Source organism: Sphingobium fuliginis (genome assembly GCF_015074805.1).
GTDB lineage: Bacteria > Pseudomonadota > Alphaproteobacteria > Sphingomonadales > Sphingomonadaceae > Sphingobium > Sphingobium fuliginis.
Genome location: NZ_CP060035.1, coordinates 1,603,706 through 1,622,491 on the forward strand (window position 1 = coordinate 1,603,706; position 18,786 = coordinate 1,622,491).

The 18,786-nt window shown below is 65.1% G+C and carries 20 protein-coding genes and 2 tRNA genes; 8 read left to right on the forward strand and 14 right to left on the reverse strand.

The features are described 5' to 3' along the window. Positions 1 to 9 precede the first annotated feature (9 nt). Positions 10 to 732: a DUF72 domain-containing protein gene (locus tag H5V43_RS07525; protein ID WP_099185717.1), complete on the forward strand. Its 723-nt coding sequence runs from the start codon at positions 10 to 12 to the stop codon at positions 730 to 732. A 97-nt stretch (positions 733 to 829) separates the two neighbouring features. Here the strand turns inward: H5V43_RS07525 and H5V43_RS07530 are convergent, their stop codons facing one another. From H5V43_RS07530 to tkt, 4 genes are all read right to left on the reverse strand, one after another. Continuing rightward, positions 830 to 1,726 (reverse strand): fructose bisphosphate aldolase, encoded by an 897-nt coding sequence (locus tag H5V43_RS07530; protein ID WP_025552067.1) that lies wholly within the window; start codon positions 1,724 to 1,726, stop codon positions 830 to 832. Positions 1,727 to 1,851: 125 nt separating this feature from the next. Further along, complete coding sequence (locus tag H5V43_RS07535; protein WP_025552065.1) at positions 1,852 to 3,054, reverse strand: phosphoglycerate kinase; 1,203 nt, start codon at positions 3,052 to 3,054, stop codon at positions 1,852 to 1,854. Between the two features lie 75 nt (positions 3,055 to 3,129). Beyond that, positions 3,130 to 4,140 carry a type I glyceraldehyde-3-phosphate dehydrogenase gene (gene gap / locus H5V43_RS07540; protein ID WP_025552063.1) on the reverse strand — a complete coding sequence of 337 codons (1,011 nt, stop codon included), beginning with the start codon at positions 4,138 to 4,140 and terminating at the stop codon, positions 3,130 to 3,132. Positions 4,141 to 4,168: 28 nt separating this feature from the next. Beyond that, positions 4,169 to 6,136, reverse strand: coding sequence for a transketolase (gene tkt, locus H5V43_RS07545; RefSeq protein WP_099185715.1), 1,968 nt, complete (start codon positions 6,134 to 6,136; stop codon positions 4,169 to 4,171). Between the two features lie 173 nt (positions 6,137 to 6,309). On the opposite strand from tkt, the gene H5V43_RS07550 reads away from it, so the two are divergent. The 4 genes from H5V43_RS07550 to H5V43_RS07565 all read left to right on the forward strand — a co-directional run bounded on the left by H5V43_RS07550 (position 6,310) and on the right by H5V43_RS07565 (position 7,859). Beyond that, positions 6,310 to 6,516, forward strand: a complete 207-nt coding sequence (locus H5V43_RS07550) for a hypothetical protein (RefSeq protein ID WP_244968675.1) — start codon at positions 6,310 to 6,312, stop codon at positions 6,514 to 6,516. Beyond that, positions 6,509 to 6,844: a cell division protein ZapA gene (locus H5V43_RS07555; RefSeq protein ID WP_025552059.1), complete on the forward strand. Its 336-nt coding sequence runs from the start codon at positions 6,509 to 6,511 to the stop codon at positions 6,842 to 6,844. Before H5V43_RS07550 ends, H5V43_RS07555 begins: the two co-directional genes overlap by 8 nt. A 197-nt stretch (positions 6,845 to 7,041) precedes the next feature. Continuing rightward, a complete protein-coding gene (locus H5V43_RS07560) occupies positions 7,042 to 7,620 on the forward strand; it encodes a 5-formyltetrahydrofolate cyclo-ligase (protein WP_025552056.1) in 579 nt (192 codons plus the stop codon). Beyond that, positions 7,617 to 7,859: a DUF2842 domain-containing protein gene (locus tag H5V43_RS07565; protein WP_025552055.1), complete on the forward strand. Its 243-nt coding sequence runs from the start codon at positions 7,617 to 7,619 to the stop codon at positions 7,857 to 7,859. Before H5V43_RS07560 ends, H5V43_RS07565 begins: the two co-directional genes overlap by 4 nt. Before the next feature lie 201 nt (positions 7,860 to 8,060). On the opposite strand, the gene H5V43_RS07570 is transcribed toward H5V43_RS07565, so the two are convergent. The 3 genes from H5V43_RS07570 to H5V43_RS07580 form a co-directional block, all read right to left on the reverse strand. After that, a tRNA-Asp gene (locus tag H5V43_RS07570) sits at positions 8,061 to 8,137 on the reverse strand. A gap of 82 nt (positions 8,138 to 8,219) precedes the next feature. After that, positions 8,220 to 8,296: transfer RNA gene (locus H5V43_RS07575), tRNA-Asp, on the reverse strand. 41 nt (positions 8,297 to 8,337) lie between these two features. Then, entirely contained in the window at positions 8,338 to 9,492 is a 1,155-nt protein-coding gene (locus H5V43_RS07580) for an AI-2E family transporter (RefSeq protein ID WP_025550918.1), read from the reverse strand. Between the two features lie 173 nt (positions 9,493 to 9,665). Between H5V43_RS07580 and H5V43_RS07585 the strand changes: the two genes are divergently transcribed. Continuing rightward, positions 9,666 to 10,133 (forward strand): hypothetical protein, encoded by a 468-nt coding sequence (locus H5V43_RS07585; RefSeq protein ID WP_025550920.1) that lies wholly within the window; start codon positions 9,666 to 9,668, stop codon positions 10,131 to 10,133. A 74-nt stretch (positions 10,134 to 10,207) separates the two neighbouring features. Here the strand turns inward: H5V43_RS07585 and H5V43_RS07590 are convergent, their stop codons facing one another. Both H5V43_RS07590 and ygfZ read right to left on the reverse strand, forming a co-directional pair. Next, positions 10,208 to 10,954 carry a glutaminyl-peptide cyclotransferase gene (locus tag H5V43_RS07590; RefSeq protein ID WP_025550923.1) on the reverse strand — a complete coding sequence of 249 codons (747 nt, stop codon included), beginning with the start codon at positions 10,952 to 10,954 and terminating at the stop codon, positions 10,208 to 10,210. Then, positions 10,951 to 11,688: a CAF17-like 4Fe-4S cluster assembly/insertion protein YgfZ gene (gene ygfZ, locus H5V43_RS07595; RefSeq protein WP_044662556.1), complete on the reverse strand. Its 738-nt coding sequence runs from the start codon at positions 11,686 to 11,688 to the stop codon at positions 10,951 to 10,953. The genes H5V43_RS07590 and ygfZ overlap by 4 nt, the downstream gene beginning before the upstream one ends. A 62-nt stretch (positions 11,689 to 11,750) precedes the next feature. Between ygfZ and H5V43_RS07600 the strand changes: the two genes are divergently transcribed. Beyond that, a complete protein-coding gene (locus H5V43_RS07600) occupies positions 11,751 to 13,076 on the forward strand; it encodes a dihydroorotase (RefSeq protein ID WP_099185713.1) in 1,326 nt (441 codons plus the stop codon). Here the strand turns inward: H5V43_RS07600 and rarD are convergent. Continuing rightward, positions 13,073 to 13,939 carry an EamA family transporter RarD gene (gene rarD, locus H5V43_RS07605; protein ID WP_076605722.1) on the reverse strand — a complete coding sequence of 289 codons (867 nt, stop codon included), beginning with the start codon at positions 13,937 to 13,939 and terminating at the stop codon, positions 13,073 to 13,075. The two genes, H5V43_RS07600 and rarD, sit on opposite strands and share 4 nt — an antisense overlap. Before the next feature lie 41 nt (positions 13,940 to 13,980). Beyond that, on the reverse strand, positions 13,981 to 14,202 hold the full coding sequence (locus tag H5V43_RS07610; protein WP_025550926.1) for a hypothetical protein: 222 nt from the start codon (positions 14,200 to 14,202) through the stop codon (positions 13,981 to 13,983). Between the two features lie 160 nt (positions 14,203 to 14,362). Between H5V43_RS07610 and H5V43_RS07615 the strand changes: the two genes are divergently transcribed. After that, on the forward strand, positions 14,363 to 15,058 hold the full coding sequence (locus H5V43_RS07615) for a hypothetical protein (protein WP_025550927.1): 696 nt from the start codon (positions 14,363 to 14,365) through the stop codon (positions 15,056 to 15,058). A gap of 57 nt (positions 15,059 to 15,115) precedes the next feature. On the opposite strand, the gene H5V43_RS07620 is transcribed toward H5V43_RS07615, so the two are convergent. The 3 genes from H5V43_RS07620 to H5V43_RS07630 are packed head-to-tail and all read right to left on the reverse strand — an operon-like array spanning position 15,116 to position 18,762. Further along, a complete protein-coding gene (locus H5V43_RS07620) occupies positions 15,116 to 16,402 on the reverse strand; it encodes a dihydrolipoamide acetyltransferase family protein (protein ID WP_025550929.1) in 1,287 nt (428 codons plus the stop codon). 9 nt (positions 16,403 to 16,411) lie between these two features. Continuing rightward, positions 16,412 to 17,416, reverse strand: a complete 1,005-nt coding sequence (locus H5V43_RS07625) for an alpha-ketoacid dehydrogenase subunit beta (RefSeq protein WP_025550931.1) — start codon at positions 17,414 to 17,416, stop codon at positions 16,412 to 16,414. Between the two features lie 50 nt (positions 17,417 to 17,466). Continuing rightward, complete coding sequence (locus H5V43_RS07630) at positions 17,467 to 18,762, reverse strand: 3-methyl-2-oxobutanoate dehydrogenase (2-methylpropanoyl-transferring) subunit alpha (protein ID WP_025550933.1); 1,296 nt, start codon at positions 18,760 to 18,762, stop codon at positions 17,467 to 17,469. Positions 18,763 to 18,786 lie beyond the last annotated feature (24 nt).

An 18,786-nucleotide genomic window follows, 5' to 3' on the forward strand; every position in this document is an offset into this window, starting at 1 on the left:
TCCTCCTGCATGATCAGGATCGGATGTTCGGGATGGAATTACCGGGATTGGCGCGGGCGCTTCTATCCGGAGAAGCTGGCGGCGAAAAACTGGTTCGCTTACTATGCCCAGCAGTTCGACACGGTAGAGATCAACAACAGCTTCTATCGCCTGCCCCGGCCGGAAACCGTCGACAAATGGCGCGAACAGGCGCCCGGGGGCTTTTGCTATGCGGCCAAGGCGAACCGCTATCTGACGCAGATGAAGAAGCTCAAGGATTGCGAGGAACCGCTGGCAAGGATGATGGAGTCCTTCGCGCATTTCGGCCCGACGCTGGGGCCGGTCCTCTATCAACTCCCGCCGCATTTCTCGCTCGATCTGCCAAGGCTGGAGGCATTCCTCCGCATCGCGCCGCGCGATCCCGTGCCGGTCTTCGAATTCCGCCATTCAAGCTGGTATGTGGATGAACTCTTTGCGCTGCTGGAGCGGTACGGAGCGGCTCTCTGCGTGCATGACATGCCCGGCTCGGCCAGTCCCCGGCTGGGTGTCGGCTCGACCGCCTATGTCCGCTTCCACGGCACGACGGGGAAATATCGCGGCGGCTATTCGCGTGAAAGGCTGGCGGACTGGGCCGAATGGATGAAGGCGCAGAGCAGCGACGGCCGGACCGTCTGGGCCTATTTCAACAATGACTATGACGCGCAGGCAATTGCCGACGCCCGGATATTGAAGGCGTTGACGCAGAAAGGCTAGTTTCACCCCGTCAGAACCGAACCGTGCTCCTGCGAAGGCGGGAGCACGGCGGACCGGCCGCGAGCGCCTTCCGGGCGCTCACGACCGTCACCGCAGATCAGGCCGCCTTGCTGGTGGAAGCGCCGTGAATCTCGTCGATTGCTTCGCCCAGCGAGGCGTTGAACTCCTCGTCGCTCATCTGGTGGCGCAGGTCGTTCAGCAGCGCGCGGCTGAAGCTGGCGATGATGCCGCGATTCCTGGCCAGCTCGATGCAGGCTTCGGACCGCGAGAAACCGCCGGACAAGGCGACGACGCGCAGCACGCGGGGATGGTCGACCAGCGGATCGAACAGACCGGCCTTTGTCGGCAGCGACAGCTTCAGCATCACCTTGTCGTCGCCCGGCAGCGCGTCGAGATTCTTGAGGATTTCCTCCAGCAGGATCTGGTCGGCCTCTGCGCGTTCCGGGCTCTTGATGTTGACTTCCGGCTCGATGATCGGAACGAGCCCTGCGGCCAGCACCTGCCGACCGACCTCGAACTGCTGCCTGACGACGGCGGCGATGCCCTCGCGGTTGGCGAGGTTGATGACCGAACGCTCCTTGGTGCCGAACACGCCCAGCGCCTTGGCGCGGTGCAGCAAGGTGTCGAGGCCGGGGTTCGGCTTCATCAACTGAACGCCGGCCGCTTCATCCTCCAGCCCCTTGTCGATCTTGATGAAGGGCACGACGCCGCGCTCGATCAGCGCCTGCGGAACCGACTTGCCGCCCGCTTCGCCGTCCATGGTGCGCTCGAACAGGATCGCGCCCAGCACCTTCTCGCCCGAAAAGACCGGCGAGGTGATGATGCGGCTGCGCATATCGTGGATCAGCCCGAACATTTCCTCTTCGGTGGACCAGGCGTCTTCCTCGATGCCATAGCCCTTCAGCGCCTTGGGCGTCGAACCGCCGCTCTGGTCGAGCGCCGCGATGAAGCCGTTGCCGCCCTCGATCTTCGCCTTCATGTCCTCGAACTGCATCTGCACATACCTCTTGGTTGGATGCGCCGCCCTCCCGGCAGCGCGTCTAGGGGGCGGACGCCCTTGCACGGCGTCCATGGTCGAGCGGAGCGCGCCACTCTCCAAGGCGCGCGCCGCAATCTGAATCAGGCCATCAGCGCCTTGACGCCGGGCAGCTCCTTGCCTTCCATCCACTCCAGGAACGCACCGCCAGCGGTGGAGACGAAGCTGAAATCGCCCGCCACGCCCGCATGGTTGAGCGCCGCGACGGTGTCGCCGCCACCCGCGACCGACGTCAGCCCGCCTTCCTTGGTGAGCGCCGCCGCGGTCTTGGCCAGCGCCACGGTCGCCTTGTCGAACGGCGCGATCTCGAATGCGCCGAGCGGGCCGTTCCATACCAAGGTCCGGCAGTTCTTAAGCGCATCGCCCAACGCCTCAACCGCCGCTGGGCCGACGTCGAGGATCATCTCATCCTCTGCCACCTCATGCACGTTGCATGTGCGCAAGGAGGGCGGGTTGGCGGCAAATTCCTTCGCCACGACGACGTCATAGGGCAGATGGATGGTGCAGCCCGCCGCTTCCGCCTTGTCGAAGATCGCCTCCGCGGTCTCCGCCAGATCCTTCTCGCACAGCGACTTGCCGACATCCACGCCGCGCGCGAACAGGAAGGTATTGGCCATGCCGCCGCCGATGATCAGATGATCGACCTTGGCGACGAGGTTGTTGAGCACGTCGAGCTTGGTCGACACCTTCGCCCCGCCGACGACCGCCGCGACCGGCTTCACCGGTTCGCCCAGCGCGGCCTGCAGCGCATCCAGTTCCTTCTCCATCGATCGGCCGGCAAAGGCGGGCAGCTTGTGCGCCAGCCCCTCGGTCGACGCATGGGCGCGATGCGCGGCGGAAAAGGCGTCGTTGACATACAGGTCGCCAATCGCCGCCATCGCCTCCACCAGCGCGGGATCGTTCTTTTCCTCGCCGGCATGGAAGCGGGTGTTCTCCAGGATCGCGATGTCGCCGTTGCGCATCACCTTGATGCCGTCGACAGCCGCCTCGCCCTGACAGTCGGGGATGAACTGCACGTCGCGGCCCAGCACGGCGGTCAGCGGGCGAGTGATCTTGGAGAGGGAGAATTCGGGGTTCTTCTGGCCCTTGGGACGGCCGAAATGGGCAAGGATCAGAACCTTGGCGCCCCGATCGGCCAGTTCCAGCACGGTGGGCATCGCCGCGCGCAGGCGGGTGTCGTCGGAGACGGAACCATCCTGCATCGGCACGTTCAGATCCTCGCGCACCAGCACCACCTTGCCCGTGATGTCTCCCATGTCGTCGAGTGTCTTGAACGGCTTTGCCATGATCGCTCCCTGCTGCGAAAATAAGGATGGTGATGAAAAACCCCGCCGGACGGTCCGGCGGGGCTGATGGTCTTTTTAGAGGAACTTCGCCACGACCCCGGTGGTGTCGATCATGCGGTTCGAGAAGCCCCATTCATTGTCGTACCAGCTCAGCACGCGGACCAGCGTGCCGTCGATCACCGCCGTTTCCAGGCTGTCGACGGTCGAGCTGCGCGGATCGCCATTATAGTCGATGGACACCAGCGGCTCCTCCGAATAGCCAAGAATGCCCTTCAGCGGGCCGGATTCCGAAGCGGCCTTCAGCAGTTCGTTGACTTCCTGGACGGTGGTGGCGCGCTTGGCGATGAACTTCAGGTCAACGACCGAAACATTCGGGGTCGGCACGCGCACCGACGAACCGTCCAGCTTGCCCTTCAGTTCCGGCATCACCTCCCCGACAGCGCGCGCCGCGCCGGTGGTGGTCGGGATCATCGACAGGGCAGCGGCGCGGGCGCGGCGCATGTCCTTGTGAAGCTGATCCAGCGTGTTCTGGTCGTTGGTGTAGCTGTGGATCGTGGTCATGAAGCCCTTTTCGATGCCGATGGCGTCATGCAGGACCTTCGCCAGCGGCGCGAGGCAGTTGGTGGTGCAGCTCGCATTCGAGATGACGACGTCGCCGGCGCTCAGCGTTTCATGATTGACGCCGAAAACCACGGTCTTGTCGACGCCGGTGGCGGGAGCGGAGATGACGACGCGCTTGGCGCCCGCGGTCAGGTGCGCGCTGGCCTTTTCCTTGTCCGCGAAAATGCCGGTGCACTCCAGCGCGACGTCCACGCCCTGGGCGGCATGGGGCAGCTTGGCGGGGTCGCGTTCGGCGGTCACGGCGATACGCTTGCCGTCGATGACCAGGAAATTGCCGTCGACGCTCACTTCGCCGGCCCAGTTGCCGTGCACGGAATCACGCTTGAACAGCAGGGCATTCGACTTGGCGTCGCCCAGGTCGTTGATGCTCACCAGTTCCAGATCATGGTCGGTGCGCGAGAGGATCGCACGGGCGACCAGACGACCGATGCGGCCGAAACCGTTGATTGCTACCTTCGTTGCCACTGCACTTGTCTCCCGGTTGGTTTGAATTTCAGTCGAGCGCGGCCACGATCTGCGGCGCGATCTTGGCGGCGGTCAGGCCGAAATGATCGTAAAGCACTTCCGCCGGAGCCGAGGCGCCGAACGTGTCGATGCCGAAACGCAGGCCGGCGATGCCGACATAACGCTCCCACCCGAAAGTGGTGCCTGCCTCAATCGAGGCGCGCAGGACATGGTGCGGAAGGAGATCATCCTTATACGCCTGCGGCTGCGCATCGAAATGCGCCCAGCTCGGCATGGAGACGACGTCCGCGCCGATGCCCTGCTCTTCCAGCAGCGCGGCGGTGGCGACGGCGATCTCGACCTCGGACCCGGTGGCGACCAGTACCACCTTGCGCTCGGCCGTGGCCGCCTTCAGGCGATAGGCGCCCCTGGCCGACAGGTTTTCACCCGCCTTCTCGGTGCGAAGCTGCGGCAGGTTCTGGCGGGTCAGCGCCAGCACCGACGGGCCGTCGGCATCCTTCAGCGCCAGTTCCCAGCACTCAGCCGTCTCGACAATGTCGGCCGGGCGATAGACGTCCAGGTTCGGAATCATGCGCAGCGACATGACATGTTCGATCGGCTGGTGGGTCGGGCCGTCCTCGCCCAGACCGATGGAGTCATGGGTCAGCACATGGATGGCGCGGATCTGCTGGAGCGCCGCCAGACGGATGCCCGCGCGCATATAGTCGGAAAAGACCAGGAAGGTGCCGCCATAGGGAATGACGCCGCCATGAAGCGCCATGCCGTTCATGGCGCAGGCCATGCCGAACTCGCGAATGCCGTAATAGACGTAACGGCCCGAATAATCGTCTTTGGTGAGCGGCCCGGTCGACTTGGTCTTGGTGTTGTTGGAGCCGGTGAGGTCCGCCGAGCCGCCCAGCGTCTCCGGCAGCAGGTCGTTGATCGCGCCCAGCGTCAGTTCGCTCGCCTTGCGGGTGGCGACCTTCTGCGGATTGGCGATCAGCGTGTCGATATAGGCGTCAAGCGAGAAACCGGCGGGCAGGTCGCCGGCCATGCGGCGCTCGAATTCGGCCCTTTGCGCGTTGGAACCAAGACGATCCGCCCAGGCCACATGGGCGTCGCCGCCCTTTGCGCCGATGGCGTGCCAGGCGGCGGCAATGTCTTCCGGGATCACGAAAGGTTCGGCCGACCAGCCAAGGAATTCACGGGCGGCAGCGACTTCGGCTTCACCAAGGGCGGAGCCGTGGACGCCCGAAGTGCCCGCCTTGTTGGGTGCGCCATAACCGATCTTGGTGGCGCAGGCGATCAGCGAGGGGCGCGGATCGGCCAGCGCCTCGTCGATGGCGCGGCGCACATCGGCCATGTCATGACCGTCGCAGGACACGACATGCCAGCCCGTCGCGGCATAGCGGGCGCGCACATCCTCGCTGCTCGAAAGGTCGACCGCGCCATCGATGGTGATCTTGTTATCGTCCCACAGCACGATCAGGCGGCCCAGGTTCAGATGCCCGGCAAGGCCGATGGCCTCGTGGTTGATGCCCTCCATCAGGCAGCCGTCGCCGGCCAGCACCCAGGTGCGGTGATCGACCAGATCGTCGCCGAACTGCGCATTCAGATGCCGCTCGGCAATCGCCATGCCCACCGCGGTGGCAAGGCCGGAACCCAGGGGCCCGGTGGTCGCCTCCACCCCCGCCAGCTCGAAATTCTCCGGATGGCCGGCGCAGGGGCTGCCCAGCTGGCGGAAATTCGCGATGTCCTGGATGGTCGGACGCGCATAGCCGGTCAGGTGCAGTAGCGAGTAGATCAGCATCGATCCATGGCCCGCCGACAGCACGAAGCGGTCGCGGTCCGCCCATTTCGGCGCCTTGGGATCGAACTTCAGATAATCCTTGAACAGCACGGTGGCGACGTCGGCCATGCCCATCGGCATGCCGGGATGGCCGCTGTTCGCGGCCTGCACCGCGTCCATGGAAAGCGCCCGGATGGCGTTGGCGAGGGACTTTTCGGAAACGGTCATCGAAGCGGCGTCTTTCCTGGCTTGTCTATGGCCCCCTGTTAAGGCCAGCGAATCGAAATTGCGCCCCCTTTGTCGCCTCAGGGACAAGGCGTCAACTACGGGTGGCCCCCAGGGTGCGCCAAGCCGCCGAATGACGGCTTTTGCGCGGTGAAAACTTTGTCTATGCGTGGAGCATGGCAAGTGACCGAATGATGCAGGCGATCCGCGCTCTGGAACGCGCGATCGACCGGCTCGAACAGGATGTGGAAGGCCTTGTGTCGGCCGCCTCCGGCCCCTCCCCAGGCATCGACGCCGCCGCCGCCCGCACGGCGCTGCGGTCGCTGGACAGTCTCATCACCGAATTGAAGGGGCAGGATGTGAAGGACCAGGTCGGTGGCTGAAACCACATTGCACATTGCCGGGCGCGTCTATGACCTGCGCTGCCGCGACGGGGAGGAGGCGCATCTGGCGCATCTCGCCAACCTGATCGAGCGCAAGGCGCGACTGGCACAGCAGAACACCCCGGGCCTGACCGAGGTGCGCACGCTGCTGTTCGCCGCGCTGTTCCTGGCCGACGAACTCAACGACCTGAAGCGCGAGGCGATAGGGCGGCAACAGACCCTGGCGCTGGAGCCGGAGGACGAGCCTGCCATCCGCGCGCTCGAATCCCTTGCCACCCGCATAGAAAAGCTGCGCGAGAGACTTGTCGTCGCCGCTCCTCAGGCCTAAATAGAGAGGCGACGGGCACTGCGCGGTATCGAGCTTTAGCGAACATCCCTGAGGCGATAATCACATCCACGGGGACTGTCCCTGGGCGGGCTCTGGCCCGATCTACATGGTTCCCACCTGACGTTGAGGCGTCAGAGGATTTTCCAGCACACGGCCGAGGCGGTCCCGTCACCCCCTCCCGCAATTCAAGGCCCCCGATGAGCGACGACACCGACAAGGCGACCCTGCGTGCCATCGCCCGGCAGAGGCGTCGCGCCTTCGTGGCTTCGCTCGATCCGCTGGCGCACCGGCTGGCGTTCAAGGTGGTCCCCTCCCCCCTTGCGCATCGGCTGGCGGACGCTGAGGTGGTGGCTCTCTATATGGGCCTGGACGATGAAGCCCCCGCGCAAAGGCTGGCCGCGCCCTTGCAGGCCATGGGCAAGACACTGGCCCTGCCCCGCGTGCTGGATCGGCTTGGCAGCATGGATTTCGTGCGCTGGAACCCGGAGGAACAGCTTTTCCCCGGCCTGTTTGGCACCAGCCATCCCGAACCGGTGGGCGATCCGGCTACCCCCGACGTCATCATCGCGCCGCTGATCGGCTTCGACCGGGCGATGAACCGGCTGGGGCAAGGGGGCGGCTATTATGACCGGGTGTTCGCACGCTATCCGGATGCCTTGAGGATCGGCCTCGGCTGGTCGGTGCAGGAGCATGACGATCTGCCCGCGGACCCATGGGATCTGCCGCTGCACCTGATCCTGACCGAAGTCGAACTGATCGAAGGATATGAAGCATGAGCACGGACCCCCGGCCCGCCTACAAGCCGAGCTGGCGCAAGCCGGTGGGCATGTTCGTGATCCTGGGCCTGATCGCGCTCTGGGCCGTGCTTGTGGGCAGCCTGTCGGCGCTGATCGGACGGCTGCCGATGATGGTGCAGGTGCCGGTCTATGTCTTCCTGGGCCTGATATGGATCTGGGTGCTCCCGTTGAAGCGCCTGCTCGCCTGGATGGAGACGGGACGCTGGCGGGGATTTTGAAGGCGGGGACGGGTGGAAAGCGGACATTCCCCTCCCGCAGGCGGGAGGGGGTTAGGGGGTGGGCTGGCGCGGCATCTGCGCTGTTTTGCAACGGCTAAGCTGAAAGCTCGCTACGCTCGCGCCCACCCTTAACCCCTACCGTTTACGGGAGGGGAAGGTCCTGAATTGGCCAAAACCAGCCATATCCATTATAAAGGAAAGTGGCGCGAGTGACGGGGCTCGAACCCGCGACCTCCGGCGTGACAGGCCGGCGCTCTAACCAACTGAGCTACACCCGCGCAGGGCGGCATCTTGGCATGACCTCAATGGCCACCAGACGATGCTGATCTGGAAAACCTTCCACTTCCCCCTTGAGGAAAATGGCGCGAGTGACGGGGCTCGAACCCGCGACCTCCGGCGTGACAGGCCGGCGCTCTAACCAACTGAGCTACACCCGCGTTCGGTGTGGGCGGGCATCTATGCGGCCCCGTTCCCCCTGTCAACTGCCTGCAACATCAGTTTCACGGCTTTCGTCATTTTCTTTGCGCGGGTCGACCGTCAGCGTGCCGCGCTCGAACAGGAAACCGGCGATGTCCGGTGTTCCGGCCGCCGACACGACTGTCTGGATGATGATCAGCAACGGCACGCCCAGCAAGGCGCCCGGCGTTCCCCACACCCACGCCCAGAAGGTCAGCGACACCAGAATCAGCAGGGGGTTCATGGTGAGCCGCCGTCCCAATATCGTCGGCGTGATGACATTGGCCTCAACCAGATGGAATCCGACCTGTAAGGCCGCAGGCAGCAGCGCCTTCCACACATCGTCGAACACCATGAGCCCGCCGAGCGCCAGCAAGGCGGCCGCCAGCATCGGCCCGAAATAGGGAACGAAATTCAGCAGCGCGACAATTCCGCCCCACATCAGCGGCGAAGGCATGCCGATCAGCCACAACGCCAACGCCACCGCCAGGCCAAGGCACAGGTTGATCGTCGCGATGGTGAGGACATAGGCGGATGTCGCGTCGACCACATTCTGGATCACCCGCGCCACCGCCATTGCGCCATCGAAACTGCCCCGGCTGTTGATCGTCCGCCGCCGCAGTCGCGTCCAGCCGGCAAGGAAGAAATAGATGATGAGCAACGCGAACACCATCTGGATGATCGCCGCGGGGGCGGAGGTAGCCGCGAACTGCAGGAGCGATCGGGGCGCATCCACCGCCGCCGTCTGCGCCGCCGCCACCGGCCCGGTCGCCAGCATCTGCACCGTTTCGTCGACGAAGCGCTGAAGCTGCGAATAGAAATCGATCAACGGGGCGAGATTATTCTGTATCTGGGGAAGGCGCTCGGGCAACAGCCGGAACCAGTCGGCCGCCGGGACGACGATCAGCACGAGGGCGGTATTCGCCACCAGCAGGAAGGCGATCACCGCCATCAGCGCCGCCAGTGCGGAAGGGACGCGCCGCCGCTCCATCCATTCCAGGAACGGAACCAGCGCAATGGCGATCACCAGCGCGGCGGTCAGCGGCAGGAAGAACTCCGCCCCCTCCCTCAACGCAAAGGGCAATGCCAGGACGAGCCCGATCCCGGTCGTCAGGGCGATCGACGCCAGCAGGCGGTCCCGCCGCCGGTTGATCTCCTGCTGTTCCTGGGGTGTCACGCCTGAAATGTCCTTGCCCGCCGCCCTTTTTCTGCACCGGCGGCACCGGTCCGTCAATTTAGGCCCGACGATTTACATCAGCGGAACAGGCGGATAGCAAGGGAAACAAGACCTTAACCAAATCTTCGGCACCTGCTGCCACATTCGGCCGGGAAACAGCTTGGGGGACTGGGATGAAATTGGGGGCTTGGCTCGTCGCTCTCGCCTGCACGGCGGCGCCGCAGCTTGCGTCGGCACGGCAGGAGATCCGTTTGGAGCGGCAGATGTTCGTGGAGCGGGTCAGCACCGACGTCAACGGCCGCGCCCGCCGCGTGCTGGAAAGCGCCGACCGTGCAGGATCGGGCGACCAGCTTATCTTCGTCGTCAACTGGCGCAATGAGGGCAACCGTCCGGTGCGCGGCCTGGCCGTCACCAATGCCGTGCCGCGCGGTACGCAACTCGACATCAGCGATCCGGCCATGCAGGTTTCGGTGGATGGGGGTGCTCATTGGGGGCGGCTTGCCGACCTCTGGCTGCCAACGCCGCTGGGCGGAACCCGTCGGGCCGTGCCTGCCGACATCACCCATGTCCGCTGGACCGTGCTGGACGAGATTTCACCGGGGGAGAGCGGCCGGCTAAGCTATCGGGCTACTGTTCGTTAACGGTACGGCGATCCGGGTGTAATTGGCCAATAGGCGCCCTTACCGCCCCGCTCCCAATACGCCCGCCACCCAATTCATTTCCCTATCCTGATCTCGAACAGCCTGGCCCAGTTCTTGCCCGTCACGAACAGCCGGTCGGTCTTCGCGTCATAGGCGATGCCGTTCGCCACCGCCTCGCTGTCCTTCGCGCCGCTCGCCTTCAGGAGCGGCGCGATGTCGAGCCAGTCGATCACCGCGCCCGTGCGCGGATCGATCCGGACGATATGGGTGTCGTACCAGATATTGGCCCAGATCTCGCCCTTCACATATTCCAGTTCATTGAGCCGCTCCACCGGGCGGCCGTTCCATGTCACCGTGATCCGGCGCTCTTCGGTCAGCCCGTCGGGGTCCAGGAACCGCAATTGCGCGGTGCCGTCACTCATGATGAGGCTGCGCCCATCCTGCGTCAGCCCCCAGCCTTCCCCTTCATAACGGAACTGGGAAACCGGCGAAAAATCATCGAGCTTCCAGACGAAACCCTGCCGATGCCGCCAGGTCAGGCTGATCAGCCGATCCTTCCAGTTGACGATGCCTTCCCCGAAATAAGGGCGGGGAACGATCCGGCGGTTCAGCACCTTGCCGCTTTTGGGATCAACCTTCCGAATCTCCGACTCGCCTTCCAGACCCGTGCTCTCGTACAGGGCGCCGTCATGGTAGAAGAGCCCCTCGGTAAAGGCGCCGGGATCGTGCGGATAGCTTCGGACGAGCGTCCAGCGCGTTTCCGCCTGAGCGGGAACGATCAGCAGCCACGCGCCCAGCAGCGCGAAAAGCGCGCGCTTCATCCGGCGGCCTGGTCCGCCACGGCGCCGGCTAGCCAGCCGGGCAGGAACGCGGGATCGACATCCTCCACCCGCCGCAATTCGATGGAGAGGCCAAGATCGGCCAGCGCGGCCTTCTGCCGTTTCTCGTCAGCCTGCGCCAGCGGCACCGCGACCAGGCGCCGGTTCACCTTGTTGCGATAATGCATGCGGGCGGTATTTTCCTGCCCGACATAGCATCCCTTGTCATAATCGACCCCGCCCAGTTCGCCGGCATTGGTTTCCAGCCATAGGATCTGGTCCTGTCCCAGTTCGCCCACCCCCTCGAATATGCCGAGCGACAGCCGGTGCGCCCGAAATGCCGCCGAAGCATCGCCCTCATCCGGCGGCGCGATCCAGCGATGGCCGAGTTGCGACAGACGTGGGTCGAAAGGCTTGCCGGACGCCTCCAGCGCCCAATGCACCGCCAGTTCATCGGCCCGAGCAATGGCGACCTTGCGCCGCAGCCGGTAAATCGTCAGACGCTTCGCCAAGGCTTCCGCCTGACTCGCCTCGCAATCGATCAGCACATCCTCGCCATCCGCCCACAGGATGAAGTCGAACAGCGCCTTGCCCTGTGGCGTCAGCAGCGCGGTCCAGCGCGGTTCGCCTTCCTTCAGCCCCAGCACATCGCGGGTGAGCAGGCCCTGAAGGAAGCTTTTCGCCTCCTCGCCGGAAATTCTGAGGAGAGCGCGGTCGGTAAGGGTGGTGCCGGTCATCGGCTTTAGGTAGGACAATCGCCCATCATATCCAAGCCCACCCCCAAGCTGGCGAGACCGACATGACTTTCGACCTTCTCCTCAAGAACGGCACCGTGCACACCCCCGGCGGGGCGGAAAGCGTGGATGTGGGCGTGCGCGGCGGCAGGATCGTCGCCATCGGCACGGCACTGGGCGACGCGGGAGAGGCGATCGACTGCACCGGCCTGGACGTGCTGCCCGGCTGCATCGACAGCCAGGTCCATTTCCGCGAACCGGGGCTGGAGCATAAGGAAGACCTGGAATCGGGCAGCCGCGCGGCCGTGCTGGGCGGCGTCACCGCCGTGTTCGAGATGCCGAACACCAACCCCAATACCGATACCGCCGACCGCGTGCACGACAAGCTGAAGCGCGCCCATCACCGCATGTGGTGCGACCATGCCTTCTATGTCGGCGCCACCGCCGACAATGCCGAGCGGTTGAAGGAGCTGGAGCGGATTCCCGGCACGTCGGGGGTCAAGATCTTCATGGGCGCCTCGACCGGCAGCCTGCTGGTGGACGATGACGACGCCCTGTCGCGCGTTCTGGCCAGCGGCACCCGCCGCGTCGCCATCCATGCCGAGGATGAGGCGCGGATGAACGCCCGCAAGGATCATCGCGTGGAGGGCGACCCGTCCTCCCACCCCGTCTGGCGCGACGATGAAAGCGCGATGATCGCGACGAAGCGGATCATCGACCTTGCCCGCAAGGCCCGCCGCCGCATCCATATCCTGCATGTAACGACGCCCGCCGAACTGGAATATATCGCTTGTCACAAGGACATAGCGACCTGCGAGGTGACGCCCCAGCATCTGACCCTGGCGGCGGAGGACGCCTATCCCCGCCTTGGCACCTATGCGCAGATGAACCCGCCGATCCGGTCCGGCGCGCATCGCGACGGTCTGTGGCACTGGCTGAACCAGGGCGTGCCCGATGTGCTGGGCAGCGACCATGCCCCCCACACGATCGAGGAGAAGGCGAAACCCTATCCCGGCTCGCCCAGCGGCATGCCCGGCGTCCAGACGCTGGTCCCGCTGCTGCTCAACCATGTGGCGGAGGGACGGCTGTCGCTGCGCCGCTTCATCGAACTGACCTCCTCCGGACCCCAGCGCGTCTTCGGCCTGGTGGGCAAGGGCCGCATCGCCCTAGGCTATGATGCCGACTTCACCGTGGTGGACCTGAAGAAGCGCTGGACCATCGGCAGCGACTGGCTGGCTTCGCGCTGCGGCTGGTCGCCCTTCGAGGGCATGGAACTGACCGGCAAGGCCATCGGCACCATCATCCGCGGGCATCGCGTGATGTGGGAGGACGCACTGGCCAACCAGGCGGTGGGCGAGCCTGTCCGGTTCGAAGCGACCGAGTTCGCCTAAACCGTAGCCAGGCGATTACGGCGGGCAGCGGTCAGGCCGTCCGCCGCGAACAGGATGAGGCTGAGCCAGATCAGCGCAAAGCTCGCCATCTGGCCCGCCGTCAGCTTTTCCCCGAACAGCAATATGCCGCACAGGAACTGCAGGGAAGGCGCCAGATATTGCAGCAGGCCGAGCGTCGCCATGGGCAGCCGGTGGGCGGCGGTCGCGAACAGCAGCAGCGGCGCCGTCGTTACCGCGCCGGCGGCGATCAGCAGGATGGTGGTCGGCATGTCCTGCCCGAAGCCGACGCCGCCATGCCCCGACAGCCAGAACAGATAGGCCATGGCCGGCGGCATCAGCAGCAATGTCTCGACACCCAGCCCCACCATCGGCGCCACCGGCGTCAATTTCCGGATCAGCGCGTAAAAGGCGAAGGTCAGCGCCAGCGCCACGCTGATCCAAAGCGTCGTGAGGGCGGTCGCCGCCATGATGGCGACGCCGACCGCGGCTATTCCCACCGCCGCCAACTGCCCTCGCCGCAGTCTTTCGTGGAGCAGCAGCACGCCCAGCCCGACGGTGACCAGCGGATTGAGGAAATAGCCCAGGCTGGCGGCAAGCACATGCCCGGCGTTCACCGCCCAGACATAGGTCAGCCAGTTCATGCCGATCAGGACGGCCGATGCGGCGAGGGCCGAAAGAAGCCGCCGGTCGCGCAATATCGTAACCAACTCGACAAGGTTGCGCCGCATCAGCAATAGCGCCAGGATCAACAGCAGCGACCAGAGCACGCGCTGGCTGACGATCTCCACTGCATTCACATGATGCAGCAGCTTGAAATAGATCGGCAGCAGCCCCCAGGCGCAGTAGGCGGCCACCGCCGCGATGAGGCCGCGGCGGGCCGCCTGTTCCGATGGCGGGGAGGAATTCAGAGGATGCCTCCGCCCAGGAACAGCCGCAGTGCACCGAAGGCCGCTACGACCAGACAGAAATTGCGCCCGCCATTCCTGGTCGAGAACATGCCGACAAAAGCGCCCAGCAGCGCGACCGGCACCAGCAGCCAGTTGAGCGCCCCCAGCAGCGGAAAGACCGCCGGGATCATCAGGATCAGGGTGACGAGGCCGATCAGAGCTGACAGGATATTGAGCATGGTTGCACAAATGGCGTGTCGGCAGGCCCAGGGCAAGGCGGCAGGCCGGGCCAGTTGGCAGAGACTGGCCCGCCCCAGGATCGAATTTCCGGATTCACCAATATCCCTAACGGAAAATTAACCTTTGCTCTTCATCCCCTGTTTACGAAGGAGTGAAGCCATGGCGCCTGTGCGGTCTTTCTATGTTCTGGCGATGCTTGTCGCCCTGCCGCTGGCGGGTTGCGGCAAGAAGGAGGATGATCTGAACGCGCTCGACGCCCAGCTCACCAATAATGCGGTGGACGCGCTCGCCAACCAGATCGTGGTCGATCCGCGGCTCGCCGGCCAGCCGCAGCGTACCGCCAAATTCCCTGCGCTGAAGGGCGAAGCCGCGGCTGCGCTGGCGGCATCCGTCAAGCTCGCCGGCGGCACGCTGCTCGCCACGCCTGCGCCGGCCGAAGGGGAGGCGAAGGAATCCGAATCGTCGCTCGCCGACGTCGCCAGCGAGCAGAAGAAGCCGGGCGGCAACGCCTTCTGCCGCGAGCGACTCATCCATGGTGCGCAATGGGCCAGCCGTCTGCCGGAACCGTTCACCGTCTATCCGGGCGCGCAGCTGACGGAAGCGGCGGGTGCGGAAAAGGACGGATGCACGCTGCGCGCGGCGACATTCGTGACCCCTGTCCCATGGCAGAGCGTGATGGACTTCTACTATACCCAGGCGCGCCGCGCGGGTTTCGATGCCGAACACAAGGTTATGGGCGGCGACCATGTACTGGGCGGCTCGCGCAAGGATGACGGCAGCGCCTTCCTGCTCCTGTTCACGCAAGCGGCCGACGGCAAGACGAGCGTGGACGTGCTGGCGGACAACGGCCGATAAGGGGGCCGGCAGCACGGAGAAGGCCGCGTTCCGCCATCTCTCACCACCACCAATAGCCTAATCCGCGAACAGCAGGACAGGCGTTTCCAGCAACTTCCGCACCGCCTGGACGAAGCTCGCCGCGTCCCAACCGTCGACCACCCGATGGTCGCAACTGATCGACAGGTTCATGAGCTTGGCAGGCACCACTTCACGGCCCCGGAACACCGGCCGCTCGATAATGCGATTCGGCCCGATGATCGCCACTTCCGGCCGATTGATGACCGGCGTCGTCGCCACCCCGCCCAGCGGCCCCAGCGAGGTGAGGGTCAGCGTCGAGCCGGACAGTTCCTCCGACTTCGCCTTGCCCGTGCGGGCCGCGTCGGCCAGCCTTTTTATCTCCGCCGCGAGCTGCCAGACATTGCGGTCCTGCGCATCGCGGATCACCGGCACCATCAGTCCAGCGTCGGTCTGGGTCGCAATCCCCATATGCACGGCGCCATAGCGCGTCACCACGCCCGCCTCATCGTCATAGCGCGCGTTCAGCATGGGAAATTCGGGCAGGGCGCGGCAGATCGCCACGATCAGCAGCGGCAGCAGGGTGAGCTTCGGCTTGTCGCCGCGATGGGCATTCAGTTGCTCGCGGGTTTCCTCCAGCGCGGTGACGTCGATCTCCTCGACATAGGAGAAATGCGGGATGGCGCGTTTGGAGGCGGCCATGTTCTCCGCGATGCGGCGGCGCAGGCCGATGACCTTGACCTCCTCGTCGGCGCGCCTTCCTGAGCGCCCGGCCGGCCGATAGCCCTGCCCCGATCCGTAAAGGAGAAAGGCGTCGAGATCGGAATGGCGGATATGATCGCCGCTCGGCTTCACCTGGGAAAGGTCGATGCCCAGTTCCCTGGCGCGGGCCCGAACGGCGGGCGAAGCCAGCACATCGGCCTTCGCAGCCGTCCTCCCCTGCTGGGAGAGGTTAGCGGAGGGCATGGGCGCGGCCGGCCTTTCCTCAGCAACGGCTGGGGCAGGATCGCCCCGCTCGCCGCCCTCCCCCGCCGCTTCAGGCAGGGGCTCCGTGATCGCGGGCGGCGGAGCTGCCTCGACGTTCGGAGCAGACGCTTCGCTCTCTCCTTCCGTCTCGATCTCCACCAGCATGGAACCGATGGCGATCTGCTGTCCCGGCTCCCCGGCCAGCCGGACCACCGTGCCGGCAACCGGCGATTCCATTTCCACCGTCGCCTTGTCGGTCATCATGTCGGCGATCGGCTGGTCTTCCTCGACCCGGTCGCCGACCTTCACATGCCAGCCGACGATCTCCGCTTCCGCAATGCCTTCACCAATGTCCGGCAACCTGAACGTAAAAAGCGCCATGACAGCCCCTCAATCCTTCAAAATCTTGTTGATGGCCTCGCGAATTCGCACCGGGCCAGGGAAATAGGCCCATTCCAGACTGTGCGGATAAGGCGTGTCGAAGCCGGTGACGCGCTCGATCGGCGCTTCGAGGTGGTAGAAGCACCGCTCCTGCACCTGCGCCATCAATTCCGCGCCAAAGCCGCTTGTCCGCGTGGCTTCATGCACGATCAGACAGCGCCCGGTTTTCCGCACCGACCGCTCGATCGCCTGGATGTCCAGCGGCACCAGCGTGCGCAGGTCGAGGATTTCCGCATCCACGCCCATTTCGGCAACCATATTCTCGACCACATGAACCATCGTGCCATAGCAGATTATGGTCAGCGCCTCGCCCGCCCGCGCCACCCGCGCCTCGCCCAGGCTTATGCGATAATAGCCCGTCGGCACCTGCGCCTGCGCATGTCCCGCCCAGCTCTTGGCCGGCGCGTCGTAATGCCCGTTGAACGGCCCGTTGTAGATGCGTTTGGGTTCGAAGAAGATCGTGGGATCATTATCCTCTATGGCCGCGATCAACAGGCCCTTGGCGTCATAGGGCGTCGATGGGATCACCGTCTTCACCCCCGACACATGGGTGAAGATGCCTTCGGGCGACTGGCTGTGCGTCTGCCCGCCGAATATGCCGCCGCCAAAGGGCGAGCGCACCGTCATGGGCGAGATGAACTCCCCCGCCGATCGGTAGCGGAGCCGCGCCGCTTCCGACACAAGCTGGTCCAGCGCGGGATAGATATAGTCGGCAAACTGGATCTCCGGCACTGGCCTCAGGCCATAGGCGCCCATGCCCACCGCGACGCCGATAATGCCGCATTCGGTGATCGGCGTATCGAACACGCGGTTCTTGCCATATTTCTGCTGCAAGCCCGCCGTTGCGCGGAAGACGCCGCCGAAATAGCCGACATCCTCGCCCATCACGACCACGTCGGGGTCGCGCTCCATCATCACGTCCAGAGCGCTGTTGATCGCCTGGATCATGTTCATCTGGACCGTATCGCCGTGGGTTTCCGTAACCGCTTCGCTCATCATGTCGCTCACAGGCCGGCCGCCTTCCATTCGTCGAGCATCTGCTGCTGCTGCTCGCGCAGGTGCCAGGGCATTTCCTCGAACACATCCTCGAACATCGATTCCATCGGGTGGTGCAGGCCGTGGCCGAGGATGCCGTTCTTCTCCGCTTCCCGCGCCGCGTCGCGGACCGTTTCGGCCAGTTCCCTGTCCATCGCCGCATGCCGCTCCTCGTCCCAGATGCCGAGCGCGATGCAATGTTTCCGCAGCCGTGCGATGGGGTCGCCCAGCGGCCAGTGGCTCGCCTCATCGGCGGAACGATAGGCGCTGGGATCGTCCGACGTGCTGTGCCCCTCGACCCGATAGGTGAAATGTTCGATCAGGGTCGGGCCCGCATTGGCCCGTGCCCTGTCGGCGGCCCAGCGCGTCGCAGCATAGACCGCCAGCGCATCGTTGCCGTCGACCCTGAGGCCGGCAATGCCATAGCCGATGGCCCGCGCCGCGAAGGTCGTCGCTTCGGCGCCCGCAAAGCCCGAAAAGCTGCTGATCGCCCACTGGTTGTTCACGACATTCATGATCACAGGCGCGCGATAGACGCTGGCAAAGGTGCAGGCGGAATGGAAGTCGCCCTCCGCCGTGGACCCTTCCCCGCACCAGGTCGCCGCGATCCGCGTGTCGCCCCGCGCCGCGCTGGCCATGGCCCAGCCCACCGCCTGCGGATATTGGGTCGTGAGGTTGCCGGAAATGGAGAAGAACCCCGCCTCCCGCGCCGAATACATGATGGGAAGCTGGCGCCCCTTCAGCCTGTCGCCCTTGTTCGAATAGATCTGGTTCATCATGTCGACGATGGGCCAGCCACGCGCGATCAATATGCCCTGCTGGCGATAGCTGGGGAAGCACATGTCGTCGCTGGCCAGCGCAGCCGCGGCGCCGATCGACACGGCTTCCTCACCCGTCGACTTCATGTAGAAGCTGGTCTTGCCCTGCCGCTGCGCGCGGAACATGCGCGCGTCGAACGCCCGGGTCAGCGCCATGGCCCGCAGCATCTTCAGCAGCGTTTCGGGCGGCAGCTTCGGATCCCAGGGGCCGACCGCCGCCCCTTCCTCGTCCAGCACCCGGACCAGCCCATAGGCAAGGTCGCGCATGTCGCCCGGCTGCGCGGTCTCGTCCGGCCTTGGCTGCGCACCCGCGGGCGGAATGTCGAAATCGCTGAAATCGGCGGTGTCGCCCGGCCTGAATTTCGGCTCCGGCACATGCAGCCGAAGCGGCGGCAGATTACGCCCCGCCCCTTCCATTCCGGCGTCCGAATCGATCCGGTCGCTCATCCTGCCTCCTTTTGTGCATTGCAA

What these genes read in the sequence shown, in the direction of transcription:
- H5V43_RS07525 (WP_099185717.1), top strand. Translation starts at nt 10, where the DNA reads ATGATCAGGATCGGATGTTCGGGATGGAATTACCGGGATTGGCGCGGG.
- H5V43_RS07530 (WP_025552067.1), bottom strand. Translation starts at nt 1,726, where the DNA reads ATGCAGTTCGAGGACATGAAGGCGAAGATCGAGGGCGGCAACGGCTTC.
- H5V43_RS07535 (WP_025552065.1), bottom strand. Translation starts at nt 3,054, where the DNA reads ATGGCAAAGCCGTTCAAGACACTCGACGACATGGGAGACATCACGGGC.
- tkt (WP_099185715.1), bottom strand. Translation starts at nt 6,136, where the DNA reads ATGACCGTTTCCGAAAAGTCCCTCGCCAACGCCATCCGGGCGCTTTCC.
- H5V43_RS07550 (WP_244968675.1), top strand. Translation starts at nt 6,310, where the DNA reads ATGGCAAGTGACCGAATGATGCAGGCGATCCGCGCTCTGGAACGCGCG.
- H5V43_RS07560 (WP_025552056.1), top strand. Translation starts at nt 7,042, where the DNA reads ATGAGCGACGACACCGACAAGGCGACCCTGCGTGCCATCGCCCGGCAG.
- H5V43_RS07565 (WP_025552055.1), top strand. Translation starts at nt 7,617, where the DNA reads ATGAGCACGGACCCCCGGCCCGCCTACAAGCCGAGCTGGCGCAAGCCG.
- H5V43_RS07585 (WP_025550920.1), top strand. Translation starts at nt 9,666, where the DNA reads ATGAAATTGGGGGCTTGGCTCGTCGCTCTCGCCTGCACGGCGGCGCCG.
- H5V43_RS07590 (WP_025550923.1), bottom strand. Translation starts at nt 10,954, where the DNA reads ATGAAGCGCGCGCTTTTCGCGCTGCTGGGCGCGTGGCTGCTGATCGTT.
- ygfZ (WP_044662556.1), bottom strand. Translation starts at nt 11,688, where the DNA reads ATGACCGGCACCACCCTTACCGACCGCGCTCTCCTCAGAATTTCCGGC.
- H5V43_RS07600 (WP_099185713.1), top strand. Translation starts at nt 11,751, where the DNA reads ATGACTTTCGACCTTCTCCTCAAGAACGGCACCGTGCACACCCCCGGC.
- H5V43_RS07610 (WP_025550926.1), bottom strand. Translation starts at nt 14,202, where the DNA reads ATGCTCAATATCCTGTCAGCTCTGATCGGCCTCGTCACCCTGATCCTG.
- H5V43_RS07615 (WP_025550927.1), top strand. Translation starts at nt 14,363, where the DNA reads ATGGCGCCTGTGCGGTCTTTCTATGTTCTGGCGATGCTTGTCGCCCTG.
- H5V43_RS07620 (WP_025550929.1), bottom strand. Translation starts at nt 16,402, where the DNA reads ATGGCGCTTTTTACGTTCAGGTTGCCGGACATTGGTGAAGGCATTGCG.
- H5V43_RS07625 (WP_025550931.1), bottom strand. Translation starts at nt 17,416, where the DNA reads ATGAACATGATCCAGGCGATCAACAGCGCTCTGGACGTGATGATGGAG.
- H5V43_RS07630 (WP_025550933.1), bottom strand. Translation starts at nt 18,762, where the DNA reads ATGAGCGACCGGATCGATTCGGACGCCGGAATGGAAGGGGCGGGGCGT.